At 60.5% G+C, this 19,431-nt stretch carries 23 protein-coding genes; 6 read left to right on the top strand and 17 right to left on the bottom strand.

The genetic code is table 11. From position 1 onward, the window contains the following. The first annotated feature begins 296 nt into the window (after positions 1-296). Positions 297-506: a cold-shock protein gene (locus tag ACZYTC_RS28825; protein WP_434959859.1), complete on the top strand. Its 210-nt coding sequence runs from the start codon at positions 297-299 to the stop codon at positions 504-506. A 236-nt stretch (positions 507-742) separates the two neighbouring features. On the opposite strand, the gene ACZYTC_RS28820 is transcribed toward ACZYTC_RS28825, so the two are convergent. From ACZYTC_RS28820 to rpsU (ACZYTC_RS28790), 7 genes are all read right to left on the bottom strand, one after another. After that, on the bottom strand, positions 743-1,000 hold the full coding sequence (locus ACZYTC_RS28820) for a hypothetical protein (protein WP_441771532.1): 258 nt from the start codon (positions 998-1,000) through the stop codon (positions 743-745). Further along, positions 981-1,334 carry a hypothetical protein gene (locus ACZYTC_RS28815; protein ID WP_441771531.1) on the bottom strand — a complete coding sequence of 118 codons (354 nt, stop codon included), beginning with the start codon at positions 1,332-1,334 and terminating at the stop codon, positions 981-983. The genes ACZYTC_RS28820 and ACZYTC_RS28815 overlap by 20 nt, the downstream gene beginning before the upstream one ends. A gap of 91 nt (positions 1,335-1,425) precedes the next feature. Then, a complete protein-coding gene (gene rpsU / locus ACZYTC_RS28810) occupies positions 1,426-1,716 on the bottom strand; it encodes a 30S ribosomal protein S21 (protein WP_434959856.1) in 291 nt (96 codons plus the stop codon). 120 nt (positions 1,717-1,836) lie between these two features. Next, entirely contained in the window at positions 1,837-2,322 is a 486-nt protein-coding gene (locus ACZYTC_RS28805) for a hypothetical protein (protein ID WP_441771530.1), read from the bottom strand. A 147-nt stretch (positions 2,323-2,469) separates the two neighbouring features. Beyond that, positions 2,470-3,540, bottom strand: coding sequence for a lysophospholipid acyltransferase family protein (locus ACZYTC_RS28800; protein WP_488991158.1), 1,071 nt, complete (start codon positions 3,538-3,540; stop codon positions 2,470-2,472). Positions 3,541-3,576: 36 nt separating this feature from the next. Beyond that, positions 3,577-3,813, bottom strand: a complete 237-nt coding sequence (locus ACZYTC_RS28795) for a hypothetical protein (RefSeq protein WP_434959853.1) — start codon at positions 3,811-3,813, stop codon at positions 3,577-3,579. 700 nt (positions 3,814-4,513) lie between these two features. Further along, entirely contained in the window at positions 4,514-4,798 is a 285-nt protein-coding gene (gene rpsU, locus ACZYTC_RS28790) for a 30S ribosomal protein S21 (protein WP_434959852.1), read from the bottom strand. 695 nt (positions 4,799-5,493) lie between these two features. Between rpsU (ACZYTC_RS28790) and ACZYTC_RS28785 the strand changes: the two genes are divergently transcribed. Continuing rightward, positions 5,494-5,973: an SRPBCC family protein gene (locus ACZYTC_RS28785; protein ID WP_434959851.1), complete on the top strand. Its 480-nt coding sequence runs from the start codon at positions 5,494-5,496 to the stop codon at positions 5,971-5,973. 162 nt (positions 5,974-6,135) lie between these two features. Here the strand turns inward: ACZYTC_RS28785 and ACZYTC_RS28780 are convergent, their stop codons facing one another. Then, positions 6,136-6,717, bottom strand: coding sequence for a dienelactone hydrolase family protein (locus tag ACZYTC_RS28780; RefSeq protein ID WP_488991279.1), 582 nt, complete (start codon positions 6,715-6,717; stop codon positions 6,136-6,138). Positions 6,718-7,200: 483 nt separating this feature from the next. Here ACZYTC_RS28780 and ACZYTC_RS28775 point away from each other — a divergent pair, with 483 nt between their 5' ends. Beyond that, positions 7,201-8,259 carry a histone deacetylase family protein gene (locus ACZYTC_RS28775; RefSeq protein ID WP_488991157.1) on the top strand — a complete coding sequence of 353 codons (1,059 nt, stop codon included), beginning with the start codon at positions 7,201-7,203 and terminating at the stop codon, positions 8,257-8,259. Between the two features lie 25 nt (positions 8,260-8,284). Further along, the gene (locus ACZYTC_RS28770; RefSeq protein WP_434959849.1) at positions 8,285-9,592 is read left to right on the top strand and encodes an MFS transporter; all 1,308 of its coding nucleotides are present in this window, start codon (positions 8,285-8,287) and stop codon (positions 9,590-9,592) included. 41 nt (positions 9,593-9,633) lie between these two features. Here the strand turns inward: ACZYTC_RS28770 and glmM are convergent, their stop codons facing one another. From glmM to mnmA, 5 genes are all read right to left on the bottom strand, one after another. Further along, positions 9,634-10,974 (bottom strand): phosphoglucosamine mutase, encoded by a 1,341-nt coding sequence (gene glmM, locus ACZYTC_RS28765; RefSeq protein ID WP_488991156.1) that lies wholly within the window; start codon positions 10,972-10,974, stop codon positions 9,634-9,636. A gap of 94 nt (positions 10,975-11,068) precedes the next feature. Continuing rightward, the gene (locus ACZYTC_RS28760) at positions 11,069-11,539 is read right to left on the bottom strand and encodes a GNAT family N-acetyltransferase (protein ID WP_434959847.1); all 471 of its coding nucleotides are present in this window, start codon (positions 11,537-11,539) and stop codon (positions 11,069-11,071) included. Then, complete coding sequence (locus ACZYTC_RS28755) at positions 11,536-12,573, bottom strand: peptidoglycan -binding protein (protein WP_454819122.1); 1,038 nt, start codon at positions 12,571-12,573, stop codon at positions 11,536-11,538. The genes ACZYTC_RS28760 and ACZYTC_RS28755 overlap by 4 nt, the downstream gene beginning before the upstream one ends. Positions 12,574-12,589: 16 nt before the next feature. Continuing rightward, a complete protein-coding gene (locus ACZYTC_RS28750) occupies positions 12,590-13,579 on the bottom strand; it encodes a flagellar motor protein MotA (protein ID WP_105863874.1) in 990 nt (329 codons plus the stop codon). 119 nt (positions 13,580-13,698) lie between these two features. Further along, positions 13,699-14,868 (bottom strand): tRNA 2-thiouridine(34) synthase MnmA, encoded by a 1,170-nt coding sequence (gene mnmA / locus ACZYTC_RS28745; protein ID WP_488991155.1) that lies wholly within the window; start codon positions 14,866-14,868, stop codon positions 13,699-13,701. Positions 14,869-15,173: 305 nt separating this feature from the next. Here mnmA and ACZYTC_RS28740 point away from each other — a divergent pair, with 305 nt between their 5' ends. After that, entirely contained in the window at positions 15,174-15,938 is a 765-nt protein-coding gene (locus ACZYTC_RS28740) for an outer membrane protein (protein WP_488991154.1), read from the top strand. 126 nt (positions 15,939-16,064) lie between these two features. After that, positions 16,065-16,580, top strand: coding sequence for a prolyl-tRNA synthetase associated domain-containing protein (locus ACZYTC_RS28735; RefSeq protein WP_488991153.1), 516 nt, complete (start codon positions 16,065-16,067; stop codon positions 16,578-16,580). Between the two features lie 240 nt (positions 16,581-16,820). On the opposite strand, the gene ACZYTC_RS28730 is transcribed toward ACZYTC_RS28735, so the two are convergent. The 4 genes from ACZYTC_RS28730 to ACZYTC_RS28715 form a co-directional block, all read right to left on the bottom strand. Continuing rightward, on the bottom strand, positions 16,821-17,414 hold the full coding sequence (locus ACZYTC_RS28730; RefSeq protein ID WP_441771521.1) for a hypothetical protein: 594 nt from the start codon (positions 17,412-17,414) through the stop codon (positions 16,821-16,823). A gap of 109 nt (positions 17,415-17,523) precedes the next feature. After that, positions 17,524-17,895, bottom strand: coding sequence for a hypothetical protein (locus tag ACZYTC_RS28725; protein ID WP_434959840.1), 372 nt, complete (start codon positions 17,893-17,895; stop codon positions 17,524-17,526). Positions 17,896-17,996: 101 nt separating this feature from the next. Then, entirely contained in the window at positions 17,997-18,536 is a 540-nt protein-coding gene (locus ACZYTC_RS28720) for a hypothetical protein (RefSeq protein WP_434959839.1), read from the bottom strand. A gap of 222 nt (positions 18,537-18,758) precedes the next feature. Beyond that, positions 18,759-19,349, bottom strand: coding sequence for a hypothetical protein (locus tag ACZYTC_RS28715; RefSeq protein ID WP_434959838.1), 591 nt, complete (start codon positions 19,347-19,349; stop codon positions 18,759-18,761). Positions 19,350-19,431 lie beyond the last annotated feature (82 nt).

Raw genomic sequence — 19,431 nt, 5'->3', positions numbered from 1 at the left:
CGAGGCCGGGCAGGGGGCAGCCGGGGCTTCCACAGGCGCAAATGAGCGCCGAGCGGGGCGACCTAAAGCCAAGAATGACGACAATTCCTTCAATCATTTCTCCAATAGAAATTAAACTCACGGCCACCTTGTTTCGAACATGTTTAAGATATATAGAGAAGTATCGATCTTGCTGATGAATTACCGGGCGATCTTTAAATCGCCTTTGACGATTCCCCCTGACAATTTCGGTAGAAATGTAGCGCCCATTGATATCAATGGGCAGGTTTATCTATGTCGATTGAAAGGAAATCGTCGTGAACACAGGTATCGTCAAGTGGTACAACTCCCAGAAGGGATATGGCTTCATCGCTCTTGAAGATGGCAACCGGGACGTCTTCGTCCACGTGAGCGCTGTCGAGCGAGCCGGCATGTCTGAACTTCGCGAAGGCCAGAAAGTCAGCTTTGACGTCGTCACGGATAGCCGTAGCGGTAAGGCCTCTGCCGAGAATCTGCAGACCGTATAGAATTAAAGCGTTTTGCGATTTGGCGGTGATGCCAAGAATCGCAAAGATGCTCCAGCCAATCCCATGGATTGGCTTGGAAACAAAGAGTTAGAGCAAACAGGCGTTCGATCATGAACGCACTTTGCTGCAGCGCCTGCAGTCTTTGACCACGGATATACTGGCATAGTCTGCCGAGACGCTCGAAGGAGGTCGGGTTCGCGCCCGGCCTTTTTTGCGTCCGCCGGGCAAAATATCCGTCAACGTCCTCGGCGCCTCATTTGCCATCCGCTGCCGTTACTGGTTTGGTCATAGTCGACGCCAAACAGAATGTCGGCGACGGTCGTCTTGAGCTTAGCCGAGAGCCTTACCGCCATCTCGCGCGGTATCGGTTCGTGCCCCTTGATCCAGGCTTCAAGAACGGCCGGATCGACACCGACTCGCTTGGCAAGCCACGGCGGATCCATGCGCGCCCGTGTCATTGCGCGGGCAAGGCCATTAGATCGAGTGGCGATCATCTTTCCTCACCACGAGTCCGTTCGGCAACCAGTCTCCATCCTTCAGCGCCCACAAGATCGCCATCGCTTCGTCACGATAGGATTCCCATATTGGCTTGCCGTCAAATGACGAGTCTTTCAACTGGCCGTGATGGCGGCAGAGGGCACGGCAAACACGCTCGATAGGGTCAACAGGCTTCGCCATCGCATTCCCTTGAGCGTTTTGCTCGACAGCATCAGACCCGGCTTCGGAAGCGGCATTGATGCGGCGTCTTGTTGTTATCGCATCGTTTTTGCCGAAAACCGGCGTCCGCCTTCCGGCCCGACGCCCCAGAGTGGAACGTGGAATAGCCATCCTTGCTTCGCGCGTCCAGACGATCCGATGAATGCGCAATGTCCCCTTGCGACGACGAATCGGTTCATCGCAAGGGGAGATCTCGAAGATGTCACAAAACCTTGGCGGGGCTCACCGGAAGAGGCGCGCGCCCTGGACCGTTGCGCTTGGCGGCATTTTCCTGTTGCTTGGGACGCGGGAGAAGTCCCTCGCGCTGGGCTTGTTTGCGCGCGAGTTTACGGGCACGGCGCACCGCCTCGGCCTTTTCCCGGGTTTTTCTTTCTGAAGGCTTCTCATAGGCCCTGCGGCGCTTCATCTCGCGGAAGAGACCTTCTCGCTGCAGCTTCTTTTTCAATACGCGTAAGGCCTGTTCGACATTGTTGTCCCGCACGAGCACTTGCAATGAGTCGTCTCCTTTTCGGTTGGTAAAATGGGAGCCATCCCGAACGTGGTCTGTTGCTCCAAAAGGCCGATATTTTTTTGGAATCGAACCGATCTCAATCGGCCGACTGGAATCGAGCCGTCACGCGGGCGTTATTTCACGCTCTTTGACAGCACGCACATGCTGGTCGCTTTTGCTCTTGATGCGATAGGCTGGTTCCGCATGTTCGACGGGAAGGACCTTGACGACTTCGTAATAGCCGCTCTGACCCACCAAGCCCGGACGCAAATAGATGACGGTGTCGCCGATGTTGAACTTATGGCTTGTCGCTTGCGGGTTTCGAGAAGCCGAAGGCGCGCCGCCTTTGGCGCCACCTAGGACGGCATACCTTCCCTCGAGCGGATAGTCTTCGTTCTCATACAGAGAGCGAATGGCGGAACCTGTATATTCGCACGTATTCGTATGAATGGAGGTCCCGTTAAGATTGGCTCCATACTCGTCCATAGCAAATTTTACGGCCGAGGCGAGGCTGTCAAACCGTCGATATTTTAGAGAATTTCGAGTCCATCCGGCAGATTTTGATTTTACAAAAAGCTCAGAAGGAACAAAAAAATCTAGTTTTGACATATCTCAAACTATCATCAGGTTTCAGATTTGTCATTATATATTTGAAATTACGACGAAATCTCTGGAGGCTAAGTTTGATGCCGTCTTGGAGACATTGAGTAAGGCCGTATCGTAATACCGGTCATAATCGTTCTCGATGCATGGCCGCTATCCCCATCGGCGGTGGGCCCACATCCATTGTTCGGGATATTCGCGCACCCATTTTTCGAAGAGCCGGTGAGTCTGATGTGTTGCCGCGTCGACATCGGCATTTCGATCGTCGGTGTGGGGCACATCGAGGATCTCGGCCTCGATCCGAAAGCGCACGCCGCGCGTCCGGATGACTCGGGCCGCGACCAGCAGGGCATCGCTGCCTCGGGCAAGCAGGGCAGGAAAGGTGGTCGAGGGAGCTGGCCGGTCGAAAAACGGGACGGAGAGCCCGTTGCGGTCGCGCAAATCAGCCAGCAATGCGATAGCGCCGCCGCTGCGCACGATGCGCAGCAGTTTCTTGCCGACATTCGCACCCTTGACGAAGAGTCCGCGCGGATAGCGGTCTCGGCGCACGAGTGCGACGTAGTCATCGACCTTCGGATTCTTCATGCGCTGGTAGACGCCGGCAACCTTGATGCCGCTCGTCACCGTCGGAATAACGACGAGTTCCCAATTTCCGGTATGGAGCGAGACGAAAACGACGCCCTTGCCGGTGGCTTTCACCGCTTCAATCAGCGGACCGCTCGCGTCCTCGATCCGCCCTGCCTTGACGATGCGATCCACCATCAGGCTTTCGGCAAAAGTCCGCCCCAGATGCATCCACATCGTGCGCGCCAGTGCATCGATTTCGGTGGCATTCTTTGCAGGATAGGCCGCAGCCAGATGCTGCAATGCGCGTTCGTGGCGGCGTAATCGTGGCGCGGCCAGGCGCCACATGGAGCCCATGGCCCAGGAGCCGAAGTCGAGCGGCAGGATGTGCAGAAGGCCGACGAGGCCGCGCAACAGGAGATATTCGGCGGCGTGTTTGCTGTTTCGCCAGCTGCGCCCTGTTTCCGACGGGATCACGTTAGATATATCCAACAAGTTGGGCATCATCGCAATGAAGCCACTGGCTCGACCAAATGTCACGGCGATGTACGAGAAGCGCGTACCAGGGCGTTGGGCGTGCAAGATGGAGGAAGTCGCCCGCCGGTCGATACCGGCATTCGCGTCCGACATATGTTTTTGCCAGCATCCGGCGAGATCCATCGCCGCTACCGCCATTGGGGGCACACATCACTGAACCTAACGCTGCGTCTTGGCCCGCTGCACGCGACGAGGCTTGGCGGCAGAGCCAGCCGGCTTATCGTGACTTTGGCCGTCTTCCGTTATTTTTGCTTCTTGCGCGAGTCTGAGCTCTCTCAGATGCGCGGTCTTCTTGTCGCGTTCCGAGACTTCGCGATCGATGATCTCCTGCGCGGCTGCTGTGAGAGCCGCGTATTTTTCCTCCCACGCCAGGTGGGAACTCTTGGTTTTCGTCATAGCCACCTTTCGCGAACCGGAACCGCTACCTCAGTGCAGAACGATCCGTCTGGTTACAACAAGGTCGTCGCTGATCTGATTGCCCTCGCGAAAGGCCCTCAACATGTGGTGAGCCTGGCCTCGATGGGACTCCCACAAGGGCTTGCCCTCGAAGGCGGCGGCATTGTCGGGCATCCCGTGATAACGACACCTCGCCCGACAGATCCGTTCCGGGAGTGACGCCTTTGGGCAAGCTGCTCTCCTTCTTTATCGAAAGGCGGCCAGATGCCCAATGGTTTGCAGCCGGCAAGGGCAATCACCCGGGGGCATGCGTCCCCCCGTGTGACTATCTCAAGTCTGCCGGCGCGTCGGTCTGGTACGACTGGGACGCAGAGTACTCTCGGGTGAGTCCGCTACAGGGCTGATGCCTTGCCTGGAAGCGCGCAGTTCGTGTTCCTGAGCCACCCTTTCGCGGGAATCCGCCACACCCTTGAGCCTATAGGCGGGCTCGGGGCCGTCCGAGGGCATTTGTCGGGTTACTTGATATGTTCCTTCTTCGTGTCTTGAAATAGACGAATGAAGGATGACGATATCGCCGACCTGAAACGTATGCTTCGTCAATCACTCCTCCTTGGATGCATTGGAGGTGTCGGGACGGCGCTCGCCGTGTCACAAATTCCGCGAGCTTCGGGCGCACCGAAGGACGCTGGCCAGGCGATAATCACGTCTTGGCGGCAATCGGGGGGGCGCTTCTCGGCAGGGCTCCCCGTCCTCTCGACGGAACCTTGGGCTTGGGCGCGGGCAGCAGGCCCTCGCGCTGAGCTTGCTTGCGAGCGAGCTTACGGGCGCGACGAATAGCTTCCGCCTTCTCGCGCACCTTGCGCTCGGACGGCTTTTCATAAGCTCTGCGCAGCTTCAGTTCACGAAGGACGCCTTCGCGTGCCAATTTGCGCTTGAGAGCCTTGAGCGCCTGCTCAATGTTGTTCTCACGAACGAGTATCAGCATAAAATCTCCAAATACCAAAAACAAAAGGGCCGAACGCGGCGCCGGCCCAAAGATGAATCGTAACCGTCTTGCACCAATCAAATGCTCTGATCGGCCGGAGCTGAAGCGTTTTGTGGTTTCTTGGAAACACCAAGAATCGCAAAAACGCGTCGGAACAAGGTGCTAGAGCAAATAAGCATTCACGTTTGAACGCGCTTTGCTCTGGAGGAGGCAGGCACCTTTCAAATTGCCCACCACGGACTTAACCCGTCCCACGGCGCGCCGTGACAAAGCCGGGAGAAGAGCTGCAGTTTTCTGGAAAAATCGCAGCTTGCAGGCACGATGCCGTAAGAGCTTTGGTCAATCCGCCGATTGTGGAGCATGTCTCAACTAGGGCAGCGTCTCATGCGCTGATTTCGCTCCATCTTCCGATGGTTGTACACCATTCACCCCGGGATAGCTAGGATCGGATAGCCGCATGCAGGGTGCCGAATTCGGAACCCGATAGCTGCATGGCCAGGGATACTTGCCGGCCGGCGTTCCTGGATCGATCCATGCTTTGGAGATGGACCCGGCCGTTTCGACCTCGTTGAATCGAGCATGGGGCCAGGAGGGAGGCAATCTCGAACGCTCCGAATCCCGCCATGCTTGTAACTCACGCCGTGCGCCTGGCCTTCCTACAATCCCGGCAGTGAACCAGACAACGGGAGGCAGCCATGACGGATAGCAGCTACACCACCAGTTTCACGGTCGACCAGACGCCGGCCCAGGCTTTCGCCGCCATCAATGATGTACGCGGCTGGTGGTCGGAAGAGATCGAGGGCCGGACAGCGCGGGTCGGCGAGAAGTTCAAATATCACTTCCAAGACCTCCATCGCTGCGAGATCCAGCTGCGCGAGATGATACCGAACCGCAAGGTCGTCTGGCGTGTGCTCGACAATTATTTCAGCTTCACGCAGGACAGATCCGAGTGGAAAGGGACCGACATCGTCTTCGAGATCGCCAGGAAGGGGGACCAGACCGAGGTCACCTTCACCCATCTGGGACTGGTGCCGGACTATGAATGCTACGATGCCTGCTCTGACGGCTGGCACACCTACATCAATGGCAGCTTGCGGGATCTGATCGCCACCGGCAGGGGGCAGCCCAATGTCGGTGAAGCCATCACCGAAAGCGAACAATTGCTGATGCGCTGAGCTGGGATCTGATCGACCGAGCCCGGAGCAAAGCGCTTTCTCACCGGAATGCGCTTTGCTCCAACGGGTTTTGCGGCTCTGATGGAGCCGCACGGAATCGCAAAATCGCGTCGAAACAAGATGTTAGGGTGAAAAAGCATTCAGATGTGAACGCTTTTTGTCCTAGATGCGGCCGAGAAATTCGAGTACGCGCCGGGTGAGCAGGCTGGTTGCATCCGCGTCGAAGGATGGCAGCGAGCTGTCCGCGAAATAATGCTGGTCGCCCGAATATAGGAACAGTTCTGCGTCCTCCGCCGTCTCCACGATTTCGCGCGCTGCCTGGAGGTCACCCTCTCCGACGAAGATGGGATCGCGGTCCATGCCGTGGATCTGCACCGGAACGCCGCGCGGCCACGGTCCGAAGGCCCATTCGCCGCTGATCGGCAGGCAGGAATAGAAGAGCAGGGCGCCGCGCGCACCCGGGCGGGTCTGGGCAAGCCTTTGGGCCGGCACCACTCCGAAGGAGAAGCCGGCATAGACGAGGTCCGGCGGCAAGGGGTTTGCTGTGTGCTCGGCCCGCGCCCGCATGGCGTCGAAGCCGGTCTCGTTGATATGAGCGAGGCCTTCCTCGATGCTGGCGAAGATACGCCCGTCAAACAGGTCCGGCGTGTGGACGAGATGACCACCGGTCCGTAACGCCTCGGCAAACGCCTGCACGCCCGAGGTGAGCCCCTGAGCATGATGAAACAGCAAAATCTCAGCCATCATGGATCTCCGGCTGCCAGCGATACCGGCACCTCATACCAGCTTGCATAATGTTTGACCTGTGTATGCAAACTGGCCCCTGGATTCCCTTCCCCTCGCTGCCACTCACAAGCAATGCTTGTGAGGATACGGCCGGGAATGGCAGGTCAAACATTATGCAAGCTGGTATAACCACGCCGATGTTGCAAATTGAAGGTTAGGCGGAAAAACCCTGTCTCCTTGGCATTGAGTACGGCGAAACGGGGTGCCAAGCCAGCGGCAACAAGTCCAGGTGCTTTGCTTTCGTCAGTCCAATTCACAGGACTGGTGCCCGCATGGGTGGCGTTCTCGCCAGCTTCTGCAAGACTGGAGCAAAGTGCGATTTATCCGAATCGCACTTTTTCTCTGACTTGCTGTTCTGACGCATTTTCTCAGCCGAAAAGCCTGCCGACTTTTCCGGAAAATGCCTTAGGGCCTCGCATTCGCTGCCTGGAGTGTTGCTCGATGAAATTGTTCTTTTCCGACAGGCAGATGGCGCATCGCCCGACCCAATATATGATCAATGGTCGAATTGGCAGTGCCCTCGAGAACCCCGAGCGCGCGCAAACCCTGGTCGGATCTCTCACGGCGCTCGGCTTGACTTTCGAGGAGCCGAGGGATGCGGGCCGGGCGCCGATCGAGGCCGTCCATGCCTGCCATTACATCGACTTTCTGGAGACGGCCTATCGCCGCTTCCAGGAACTGCCCAATGCCGGCCCCGAGGTGCTGCCGGCAGTCAGCCCCTATCAGGGCGCGGATGCCGCCTTCCGCCCGCGTCCCGCCCCGCGCACAAAGGGCATTCTCGGGCAGACGGGCTGGTACATCAACGGCCTGTCCAACGCGATGACGGAGCATAGCTTCGCCTCCGCCTATCTCTCCGCCCAGAGCGCCGTGGCGGCTGCCGACGATCTCATCGCCGGTGCCTTCGACAGCTTCGCCCTCTGCCGTCCCCCGGGGCATCATGCCTATGTCGATCGCGCCGCCGGCTTCTGCTTCTTCAACAATGCCGCCGTCGTCGCGGAGCGGCTGCGCACGCGCTTTCAGCGTGTGGCCGTCATCGACTTCGATACCCACCATGGCGATGGCACGCAGGCGATCTTCTACAGCCGCGGCGATGTTTTCTTCGGTTCCACCCATACGGATCCGTCGAGCTATTATCCCCATTACACCGGCTATGCCGACGAGAAGGGCGAGGGGCCTGGCGAGGGCGCCAACCTCAATTTGCCCTTGGCCGAGGGTAGCGGCGATGAGGCGTTCATCGAGGCCAACCGGGCGCTGGCCGCCGCCGTGACAGCTTTCGGGGCTGAGGCGCTGGTGGTATCAGCCGGCTGGGACGCGCATCGCGAGGATCCGCTCTCCAAGCTCGCGGTGACCACGGCCGCCTATGAGGCGATCGGCTCTGTCTGGGGTGCTCTGCCCCTTCCCATCGTGATCGTGCAGGAGGGCGGCTATTCGCTCAGCGCCGTGTCCGAAGCCGCGCCGCGCTTCGTCTCGGCCTTCCGCGCATCACGGCCGCCGCGCTGAACCATCGTAATAAGCGAGTGACACCATGACACAGACCGTGACTGCCGAGAGCCAGCAAACGCCTGAACGGCAGCCCATCCGTGCCGCGCTCGGCGCCTTCGTCGGCACCATGATCGAGTGGTATGATTTCTACGTCTACGGCACGGCGGCTGCCCTGGTGTTCGGAGACGTCTTCTTCAAGTCAGAAGACCGCTACATGGGCATCATCGCCTCGCTCGGCACCTTCGCCATCGGCTTCGTGGCTCGCCCGGTCGGGGCCTTGCTGTTCGGGCATTTCGGCGACAAGGTCGGGCGCAAGAACTCGCTGATCATCACATTGTTGCTGATGGGCGGAGCAACCGTGCTGATCGGTCTTCTGCCCGGCTATGATTCGATCGGCATCAGTGCCGCGATCCTGCTCATCCTTTTGCGTCTCATCCAGGGTGTTGCCGTCGGCGGCGAATGGGGCGGGGCGGTGTTGATCGCCGCCGAGCACGCGCCGCCGAAATGGAAGACCTTTCTTGCTTCGGCCCCGCAATATGGCAGTCCGATCGGCCTGATGCTGGCGGCGCTCGCCTTTCGAACGGTCTCGGATCTGCCGCGGGAAGATTTTCTCAACTGGGGCTGGCGCATTCCCTTCCTGGCCAGCGCGGTGCTGATCATCGTGGCCTTCGCCATCCGCGCCGGCATCAAGGAAAGCCCGGAACTGGTCAAGCGGCTACAGGAAGCACCGCAGGACGATATCGTGCCAGCCAAGGAGATCTTCCGCACGCGGCGTTACACACTCCTGCTCGGCATGGGCCTATGCCTGCTCGGCGTTGCCGGCTTCTACTTCCTGACCACGCTGATGACGACCTTCGCCACCGAGTCGCTCGGCATCTCCAGATCCGACATTCTCAACGTGATTTTCTGGGTCGGCGTGCTCGAACTGGTCGCCTTTCCGTTCGGTTCCTGGATCGCCACCCGGTTCAACGAGCGCATCCTGCTGGTGGCGATGTCGGCGGCCGCGTTTGTCTTCGCCATCCCCATGATGATGCTGATCGTGACCGGCGATCTCGGCAATATCCGTATCGGCATCCTGGGCGGCACCTTCTTCGTCGCCGCCCATTATGCCGTGATGGCGCCCTTCCTGACGCGCGCCTTTCCGGTGCATCTGCGCTACACCGGCATTTCCTTGAGCTCGTCGCTGAGCGGAGCCATCTTCAGCGGCCTCACGCCCGTGGTCGGGGTCTGGCTGGTGAAAACCTATGGCGTGCAATGGCTGCCGCTGTCGCTGCTCTTCATGGTGATCGCCGGGTTAACCTTGCTGTCGAGCCTCTTCCTGCCCATCGAAGAGGAGCAGGTCCGATCCTGAGGTCATGAGGCGGCGGGCGGATCTCAAGATCCGCCTCCCATTCATGCGGCTTTGGTGATGGCGTCGATCACGTCGTCCACGGCGGTCTCGACACTCACGCGGTCGTCGCCTTCGGCCATGACGCGGATGACCGGCTCGGTGCCGGAGGGACGGATGACCAGGCGGCCGCCATCACCGAGCTGCTTGCGCGCGCCCTCGATCGCCTTGGTGACCGTGGGATCATCCAGCACCTTGCCGCCACGCGTGCGCACATTCTTGAGGATCTGCGGCAGCGGATCGAAGCGATGGCAGACCTCGCTGACGGGGCGATCTGCCTTCTTTAGCACCGCCAGCACTTGCAGGGCGGCGACCAGACCATCGCCGGTGGTGGCGAAATCCGACAGGATGATGTGGCCCGACTGCTCGCCACCGACATTGTAGCCTCGCGCCCGCATGCGCTCGAGCACGTAGCGATCGCCCACCGCGGTGCGTTCGAGTTGCAGGCCAAGCCCGCCGAGATAGCGTTCCAGGCCGAGATTGGACATCACCGTGGCGACGATGCCGGGCTGGGTGAGCCTGCCCTCTTCCTTCCAATCCGCGGCGACCACCGCCATCAATTGGTCACCGTCGATGACATGACCCTTCTCGTCGACGATCGCAACCCGATCGGCGTCGCCGTCGAGGGCGATGCCGATATCGGCCCGCAACTCGCGGACCTTGTGCGAGAGCGCTTCGGGGGCGGTGGAGCCGACATCCTTGTTGATGTTGTAGCCATCCGGCTCCACGCCGATCGGAATGACGTCGGCCCCGAGTTCCCACAGCGCCTCGGGCGCGACCTTGTAGGCGGCGCCATTGGCGCAGTCGACCACCACCCTGAGGCCATCGAGCCGGAGCTGGCGCGGCAAGGTGCGCTTGGCGAATTCGATGTAGCGGGCGCGCACGTCGTCGATGCGCCGCGCGCGGCCGAGATCGCGCGAACCGGCCAGCCGCGACGACAGGTCGGTGTCGATCAAGGCCTCGATGGCGCGCTCGGTCTCGTCCGACAGCTTGAAGCCGTCGGGGCCGAACAGCTTGATGCCGTTGTCGTCATAGGGATTGTGCGAGGCCGAGATCATCACGCCGATGTCGCACCGCAGTGAATTGGTGAGCATCGCCACGGCGGGCGTCGGCATCGGGCCCAGCAGCATCACGTCGATGCCGACAGCCGTGAAACCGGCCACCAAGGCGTTCTCGATCATATAGCCCGACAGTCGGGTATCCTTGCCGATCACCACACGGTGGCGATGTTCGCCGCGCTGGAAAGCCAGGCCCGCCGCCATGCCGACCTTCATCGCCAGTTCCGGCGTAATGACACTGTTGGCCCGGCCGCGAATGCCATCGGTGCCAAAATATTTGCGACTCATGCGACAACCCCAAAACTTTCTGGGGTGATTATGCCTGAATCTTCGGGCAATTTGCTTCAAAAAATGTGTTCAACCGTAACAGCCGGCTGCCTTTTCAGCGCCGCCATTCATAGTCGAAGGTCGGCAGGCCGGAGCCAGGATTGACGCCGCTGCCGCAGCGTTCGAATGCCTCGCGCTCATAGAAGCGGATCGCCCTTTCGTTGAAGGCGTTGACGGTGAGGCGCAGGACGGAGCGGGCCTTCTGCTTGGCAAACAGCATCAGCAGATGGGCTATGCCGCTGCCATGCTCGGCCGGCGGCAGCGCGATCTGTTCCAGCAGCAGGGCATCGTCCTCCTGCGGCGCCAGAACCAGCATGCCGACGATCGTGTCGTCGTCGGCGTCCTCGTCGCGCATGGCCACGAAAATTTCCGCTTCCAGTGCTCGCCAATGGCGCCACTGCCCCGGCCAGCGCGCCTCGTAGTCGAAGGCCGGATAGGTCGCCTGCCAGGCCCCGCACCACAGGGACCTCAGCGCCGGCTCGTCGGCAGCCTCCGCCGGCCGGAGGGTGACCGCGGCGATGCTCATCGCTCGGTCAGTTTCAGCTCGATGCGGCGGTTCTTCTTGCGCGCCTCGTCGGTGCCAGCCATGTCGATCGGCTGGAATTCGGCAAAACCTGCCGCGACCAGGCGCTGTGCCGGGATACCCTTGGACATCAGATACTGCACCACGGAGATGGCGCGGCTGGATGACAACTCCCAATTGCTCGGAAATTGCGGCGAGTTGATCGGCCGGTCGTCGGTATGGCCGTCGACGCGCAGCACCCAGGGAATATCGTTGGGGATCTTGTCCTGCAGGTCGAGGAGGGCGGCGGCCAGCTTGTCCATCTCGGCTTTGCCCTCGGGCTGGAGGGTGGCCTGGCCGGCCTGGAAGAACACCTCCGACTGGAAGACGAAGCGGTCACCGACGATGCGCACGTCAGGACGGTTGCCGAGCACTTCGCGCAGGCGGCCGAAGAAGTCGGAACGGAAGCGCGAAAGTTCCTGCACCCGCTGGGCCAGGGCCGCATTCAGGCGCGAGCCGAGATCGGCAATCTTGGTCTGGCTCTCTCGGTCCTTGGATTCGGAGGCATCGAGGGCCTGTTCCAACGCGGCGATCTGGCGGCGCAGGGCGGATATCTGCTGGTTGAGCAGTTCGACCTGTGCCATCGCCTGGTCGGAAATGCGCTTCTGGCTGTCGAGTTCACCCTGGATCTGCGCGACTTGGCCACCCTGGGCGCTGGCGGCTGCGGCGTCTTTCTGAGCGTCGTCGAGCAGGCCCTGCAACCGCGCCTTATCGGTATTGGCCTTGTCGAGACCGCTGGTGAGCACCGAAAGCTGTTCCTGGGCGCTCCGCCCGTTGGTGCGCTCCAGGGCGAGCAGTTGCGACAATTCCGCGATCTGGGCATTGAGCCGGTTGAGTGCTTCGTCCTTGCCGGTGACTTCCTGGGACAGGAAGAACTGGCCGAGCACGAAGATCGACAGGATCATGATGATGGACAGGAGCAGGGTCGACAGGGCGTCGACGAAACCCGGCCAGTAATTAATGCCCTCGCTGCGGCGGCGGCTGCGTCCAAGGGGCATTATTCTGCCTCCGGCATCAGTTCTTCTCGCGCTCTTGCATCAGGCGCTCGAGCACGCTCTTGATGTCGCGCTGCTGCTCGGCCTGGCTTTCGACCCAGTCGCGGATCATCTGCTGCTCGGAGCGCATGTGCTGCACCAGGCCCTGGATGCCCTCGGCGAGCTGGGCCATGGCGGCGGTGGCGTTGCGGCCAGAGCCGGCTTCGCGCGAGCCGTCCGCCATGCGCTCGATCGCCGACTTGATCGCCGCCATCTCGCCGTCGGAGCCGCCGCGGGCCAGGCCCTCGGCCTCGATGTCGGTCACGGTGGCGGCGAGCCAGTCTTCGAGCTCGGTGTAGAAGCGGTTCTGGGCCTGGCCGGCCTGCAGGTCGAGGAAACCGAGGATGAGCGAACCGGCAAGACCGAACAGCGAGGACGAGAACGAAACACCCATGCCCTTGAGCGGGGCGGCAAGGCCGCTTTTCAGGCTCTCGAACACGGTGCTGGCGTCGCCGCCGCCGACCGACATGGAATTGATGACATTGCCGACCGAGCCCACCGTCTCGATCAGCCCCCAGAACGTGCCGAGCAGGCCGAGGAAGACCAGGAGGCCGGTGAGATAGCGTGAAACCTCGCGCTGCTCGTCGAGGCGCATGCCGATCGATTCGAGAATGGAGCGCAGGGTCGAGAGCGAGATCGAGCGCCGGCCGACCTTGTCGCCGAGCAGTGTGGCCATGGGCGCCAGCATCACCGGCTGGTCGCGAAGCTCGAGGCCGGGATCGCGCAGGCGATAGGCATTGACCCAGCGCACTTCCGGCAGCAGGCGGATCACCTGGCGGAAGCCGAAGACGATGCCGAGCAGCAGCGTGAAGATGATCAGGCCGTTGAGGCCGGGATTGGCCATGAAGGCGATATAGAGCTGGCGATAGAGCACGGCGGTGACGCAGGCTGCCAGCACCAGGAAGATCAACATGCGGATGAAGAAAATCCGGGGGGAAGACAGCTTGTAGGGATCTAGGTCTCTGGCCATCGCACCACGCCGTTGCAGCAATCTATACGCGAACCCTCGAAGGGAGGGCTCTCCTTTTCGACCAGAGCTTAGCTCAAAGCAAGGCCGGAACGCACGCCCTCAATGGTCGGCGAGGCGGTTCAGGCCGCTACCGTCTGGCTGCCATAGGCGAACACGGTCTGCGGCCGCGCACCACGGATGAAGCCGCCACCGAGGACTCGGGCCTGGCCATCGGCATGGTCATAGAACACGGCCGCCTGCCCCGGCGAAACGCCATCTTCAGCCTCGGTGAGTTCGATTGTTGGACCTTCCGGGCCGAAATGCAGCAAAGCCGGCTTGGGAGCGCGGGTCGAGCGCACGCGCACTGCGATCTCCAGACCCTCGGCAGGCAGGGCATCGAGAGCGCCCTCGCCGATCCAATTGACGTCGCGCAGGGCGACCTGCCGGGTCGCCAGCGCTTCGCGCGGGCCGACGATCACACGCGCCGCCTCGGCATCGAGGCGGATGACATGCAACGGCTCGCCGGTGGCAATGCCTAGCCCCTTGCGCTGGCCGATGGTGTAGTGAATGACACCCTGGTGCTGGCCGAGCACCCGGCCGTCGAGATGCACGATCTCGCCGGGGACGGCGGCGCCTGGCTTGAGTTTCTCGATTACCTGGGCGTAACGGCCTGATGGTACGAAGCAGATGTCCTGACTGTCGGGCTTGGCGGCGACCGACAGGCCGAAACGCTCGGCGGCCTGGCGGGTTTCCGGCTTGGTCATGTCGCCAAGTGGGAAGCGCAGGATGTCGAGCTGCTCCTTGGTGGTGGCGAACATGAAATAGCTTTGGTCGCGCTCGGCATCGCGCGGCCGGAACAGGCCGCGCCCGCCGGGCACGGCGCGACTCGCGACGTAATGACCGGTGGCGAGCACGTCAGCGCCGAGGTCACGCGCGGTGCCGAGCAGGTCACGGAACTTGACGCGCTGGTTGCATTCGACACAGGGGATCGGTGTTTCACCAGCCACATAGGAATCGGCGAAACGGTCGATCACCGCTTCCTTGAAGCGGCTTTCATAGTCGAGCACGTAATGAGGAATGCCGATACGGTCGGCGACTTCGCGCGCGTCGTGAATGTCCTGGCCGGCGCAGCAGGCGCCCTTGCGGTGAACGGCGGCACCATGGTCGTAGAGCTGAAGCGTCACTCCGATCACGTCATAGCCCTGCTCCTTGAGAAGAGCGGCACAAACGGACGAGTCGACGCCGCCCGACATGGCAACAACGACACGGGTATCCTGCGGCCGGCGCGGCAGGTCGAGTGAGTTCAACATGGCATCCTTCCGTCCATCAGAGGGTCAAGGTCTCTGCGACGGCGCTCCTTTACGCGATTTCGGCCGCGAGGGGAACGCCGATGTTCGAACGGAAGTCGCAGCACGGGGCATCGTCAACGTTAACTCCTATATTACCTTGCGTAATACAACTGCGATCTTGGCGTCATTAACCATGCTTGTTAAGTATATCTGTTATGGATTGCTCAATAAAAAACCCAGTGTTGCATTTATGTCATAGGATTTCATGTAAAGGCGGTGCTATCAGGCGTTCGAGCGTAACAAGTGCCAAGTGCTGGGGTATTAAAATGCAAATTCTTAGGAATGCTCTGCTTGCGGGCGTCGTCATTCTTGCGCCGGCAGCGGCATTCGCCGCCGACTTGGCGCCGCCGCCTGTCGAGCCGGTCGCTCCGGAAATCGTGCCGTCCTTCACCTGGACCGGGTTCTATGCCGGTCTGAGCGCGGGCTATGGCCGCGGCAATCTCGACACGGATTTGAAGGCGGTGCCGACCACGGGCGGGCAGGAACTGGAAAACGCACTCGGTTTTGGCCTGAACGGTGGCCTCGCCCGCGTCAAGGATACTGCCAATGGCTTCGTCGGTGGCGGCCAGATCGGCTACAACTACCAGCTCGACCCGCATTGGGTTGTTGGCGCCGAAGCCGACCTGCAATATGCCGGCCTCGATTCGAAGAAGACTTTCATTGGCGATCGGAACATTCCCGTTACGGTGAAGACGGAGCTCGACTGGTTCGGTACGGCTCGCGTGCGTGCCGGCTACGCCTTCGACAATGTCCTGGTCTACGGTACCGGCGGCTTGGCCTATGGCAAGGTGAAGTCGAAGGTCAGCACGGCCGGCACCAATCTGTCTGGATCGGACACCAAGTTCGGCTGGGCCCTGGGCGCAGGCGCCGAATATGCGCTGACACAGAACTGGACCATTCGGGCCGAATATCTCTATGTCGATCTCGGCAAGGCCGAGACAATCAAGGCGAACAGCGACATTGCCCAGGTCACCGCCAAGGCTGATGTCTCCGTACATACGGTGCGCGCCGGCGTGAACTACAAGTTCTGATCGCAATTCCGCTGCCGTTCCAATTCCCAGGGCTCCGCATGGCGGAGCCCTTTGCTTTGGTCGGCCAGTCTTGCGTCTACCCGCCTGTCGTTCTAGTCAGGGTTCCTTTCCTGGAGACCTCGAACCATGCCGGCTACGCCTGACGATCTTTTCGCTTTCCTCGACAAGCTCGGAATCGCCGTGACGACGATCGAGCATCCGCCTCTGTTCACGGTGGAGGATTCGAAGGCGCTGCGGGGCCAGATTGCCGGTGGGCACACCAAGAACCTGTTCCTGAAGGACCGCAAGGGCAGGCTGTTCCTGGTGGTTCTGGAAGAAGATGCCAGCGTCGATCTCAAGCGCATCCACGAGATCATCGGCGCCCAAGGCAAGGTGTCCTTCGGTTCGGCCGATTTGCTGACGCAGATCTGGGGTGTCTTGCCTGGCGCGGTCACGCCCTTCGGCGCCATCAACGATACCGAAGGGCAGGTTGTTGTCGTGCTCGACCAGGGGCTGCTCGAGAACGACAAGCTCAACCATCATCCGCTGGTCAATACGCAGACCACCACGATCGCCCGCGAAGACCTCATTGCCTTTCTACGGGCGACGGGCCACGAGCCCAAAATCCTTGCGGTATCGCAGCCTCAGCAGGCTGACGCCTGAGACCAGGCGCGGTTCCGGCAAAGCGCGCGCCTGGCTCTAAAGTTCCCGACATTAGGAGCAAGTCTCGGAGATGCTGACGCATCCGAGACCCGAACATCTGTCGATATCAGACACCAAATCAAAGATTAGGTGAAAATCGAGAAGAAGAACCAGAAGCCATTTTCAATGCCTCCTGGTTCTGGCTTTATGCGGGGGCACCGGTCAGGAAGCCTGTCGGATCGCTGACGGGCCCGATCTCGCTCAGTCGAGGCAGCCGCGGAAAATATCATATTTCATGCATTTGCGGCGAGGCGCATAGGCGGTTGGGGCAGCCGTGGCGCCGCCGGCATAACGCTGCGCCGGCTGCTGCACACCGGCTACGCCGGTCGATGGTGCGGCCCTAGGGCCGACCTGGCAGCGAATGCCTTCCGTCGCCAAGGCGCCGGCAACATCGGCGTCATAGCACAGCATCTGGGTGGCGGCCCTGCGATAGCCCATGGATTGTAGCGTGCGGGCAAAAAGGCGGATGTTGCAGCCCTGGTCGAGCTTCGTGGTACCGAAGCTGAAGCCGAAGCCGGCGCCCGAACCGCCAAGGCTGACACTGCCGAGGCAGGCCTCGATGCCTGCTGCCGCAAGGCCGGGGGCAAACGCCGCGGGAGCCTGGCGCCGATCGCGATTATTCAAAGTGGCGCCGCCGACATTGCCGGTGATGTTGCCGTTGCCGTTGCCGTTACCCGATCCGTCGCCTGAATTATTGCCGTTGCCTGTCCCGTTCTGTGCCTGCGCCAGCGAAGCGGCGGCAAGGAAGATGGCGACGGCGAAGAAATAGACAATACTCTTTGTAAGCGATTTCATATGCGTTCCCCCAAGCACAAACACGTTCACAAACTTTCGGCAAGTCTATGAGGTGTGTTGGAGGCTACGCTACAAATGGGATTCTCGCAATGAATACAATATTTTTTCGCTAAGGAACCTGACGGGGAGTAATGCCGCAGCGCTGAAGTTCTTCCATCATGCGCTTGTAGTCCCATCTATACATTGTGTCGTTATGGTTTTCGTTGTTATCGCTGGTGAAGCAATTTCCGTTGCCATTGCCAGAATTAAAATTGCCGTTGTTGTTTCCCTGGTTGAAGTTTCCATTAAAGTTGCCGGTATTGCCATTACCGTTGTTGTTTCCTTGGCCAACATTGTATTGAACCAAGATAACATCATCTTTCCGTAGTATCTCGATTTGCGGCGTCCCTTGATGCCGCGCCGAAATGTGGCAGCGGGAAAGCGCCGGAACCTGCAGGGAAGGCGAGGATTGCCAGCAGCCGATATCGAGGTCTGCGATCATGATTGCATTCCTTTGATCAGGAACAGCGTGGTTCAGTATAAAGCATAAAGGCCGGATCGACCCTTGGTGATCGATCCGGCCGAAGCTGCCTCGACAGCTTCCTATGGCCGCCCGTTCCCGTTGCCGTTGAACGAGCCGATATTGCCGTTGCCGTTGAACATGCCACCATTGTAGTTGCCGTTCGCGGCGCCGATGTTGTTGTTGCCGCTGGTGGAGCTGGTGTTTCCACGGCCGTTGAAGGCGCCGATATTGCCGGTCCCGCCATTGCCGTAACCGATGTTGCCATGGGCGTCCGGCGGGCCATTGCCGTTGGCGTTGCCGTTCAGTGTGCCGGAATTGGCATTGCCGTTCAAATTGCCGCTGCCAAGGCCGTAATTGCCATTGCCGTTGCCATTGCCGTTGGCCAGGCCGCTATTGGCGTTGCCATTGGCGTTGCCGTTGAAGCCGCCCCAATTGCCATTTCCGTTGCCGTTCCCGTTGGCGATGCCGGTATTGGCGTTACCATTGGCGTTGCCGTTACCGATGCCGACATTGCCGTTTCCGTTGCCATTGCCATTGCCGGAGCTGAAGGCATGAGCGGCGGAGATCGAGGTGCAGGCCAGTGCGGCGCACAGCGCCGCATGGAGCAGGGTCATTCTCATGGTTCTACCTTTCCTGGACTGGGTTCGGGAAAGGCAGAGCTTTCCCATTATGGTCTTCCGATCCCTTGACGGGGGCGAGGGCAGATGCACATGCGGCCCGCTCTTTCTGGAGGCGCTTCGCGCCGCGAGATCGATGCCTGGCGATTGCTGGATGATCGTGCGCCCCGAATGGGTGTTCGGTGCGCCTCCAAATCGGGAGGAGGCGCCCTGTTGGCTTTCATCTCAATGCGAGGTGCAGCCATTGTTGAGAATGTTGCAACCGTATCGCTCGGTTAGGGCCCTTGCAGGGGAGGACGTCGTCGCCGTGACCGATACGCCACCGGGTGTCGGGCCGCCGGGCCCGCCAATGCCGTAATTGCCATTGCCGTTCATGTTGCCGTTACCGGTCCCGGTGTTGAAATTGCCATTGTAGTTGCCGTTCAACATGCCGGTGTTGCCGTTGCCGTTCAGATTGCCGTTGGCGGTCCCGGTATTGCCGTTGCCGTTATAGTTGCCATTGTCGGTGCCGGTATTGCCATTGCCGTTCATATTGCCATTGCCGGTTCCGGTGTTTCCGTTGCCGTTCATGTTGCCATTGCCGGTGCCGGTATTGCCGTTGCCGTTCATATTGCCGTTGCCGGTTCCGGAGTTGTTATTGCCGTTTCCGTTGCCGTTGTTGGTACCGGAATTGCCGTTTCCGTTTCCGTTTCCGTTTCCGGTTCCGGTGTTGCCGTTGCCATTGCCGTTGCCATTGCCGGTTCCCGCATAGGCGCTGAGGACCGGGGTGCAAACCAGTGCCGCACTCAGCAGCAGCCGCGTGAGGAGGGTGCGCATAATACTGTCCTTTCTTGCGACTCGAAAAACAGCCTGACCCGAAGGCGGAGAGGCGTGTTCGATGATCGGGCGGTGCGGTCAG

It is taken from the genome of Labrys sp. F242 (genome assembly GCF_057813875.1).
This window is presented reverse-complemented; position numbering and strand designations above follow the sequence as displayed.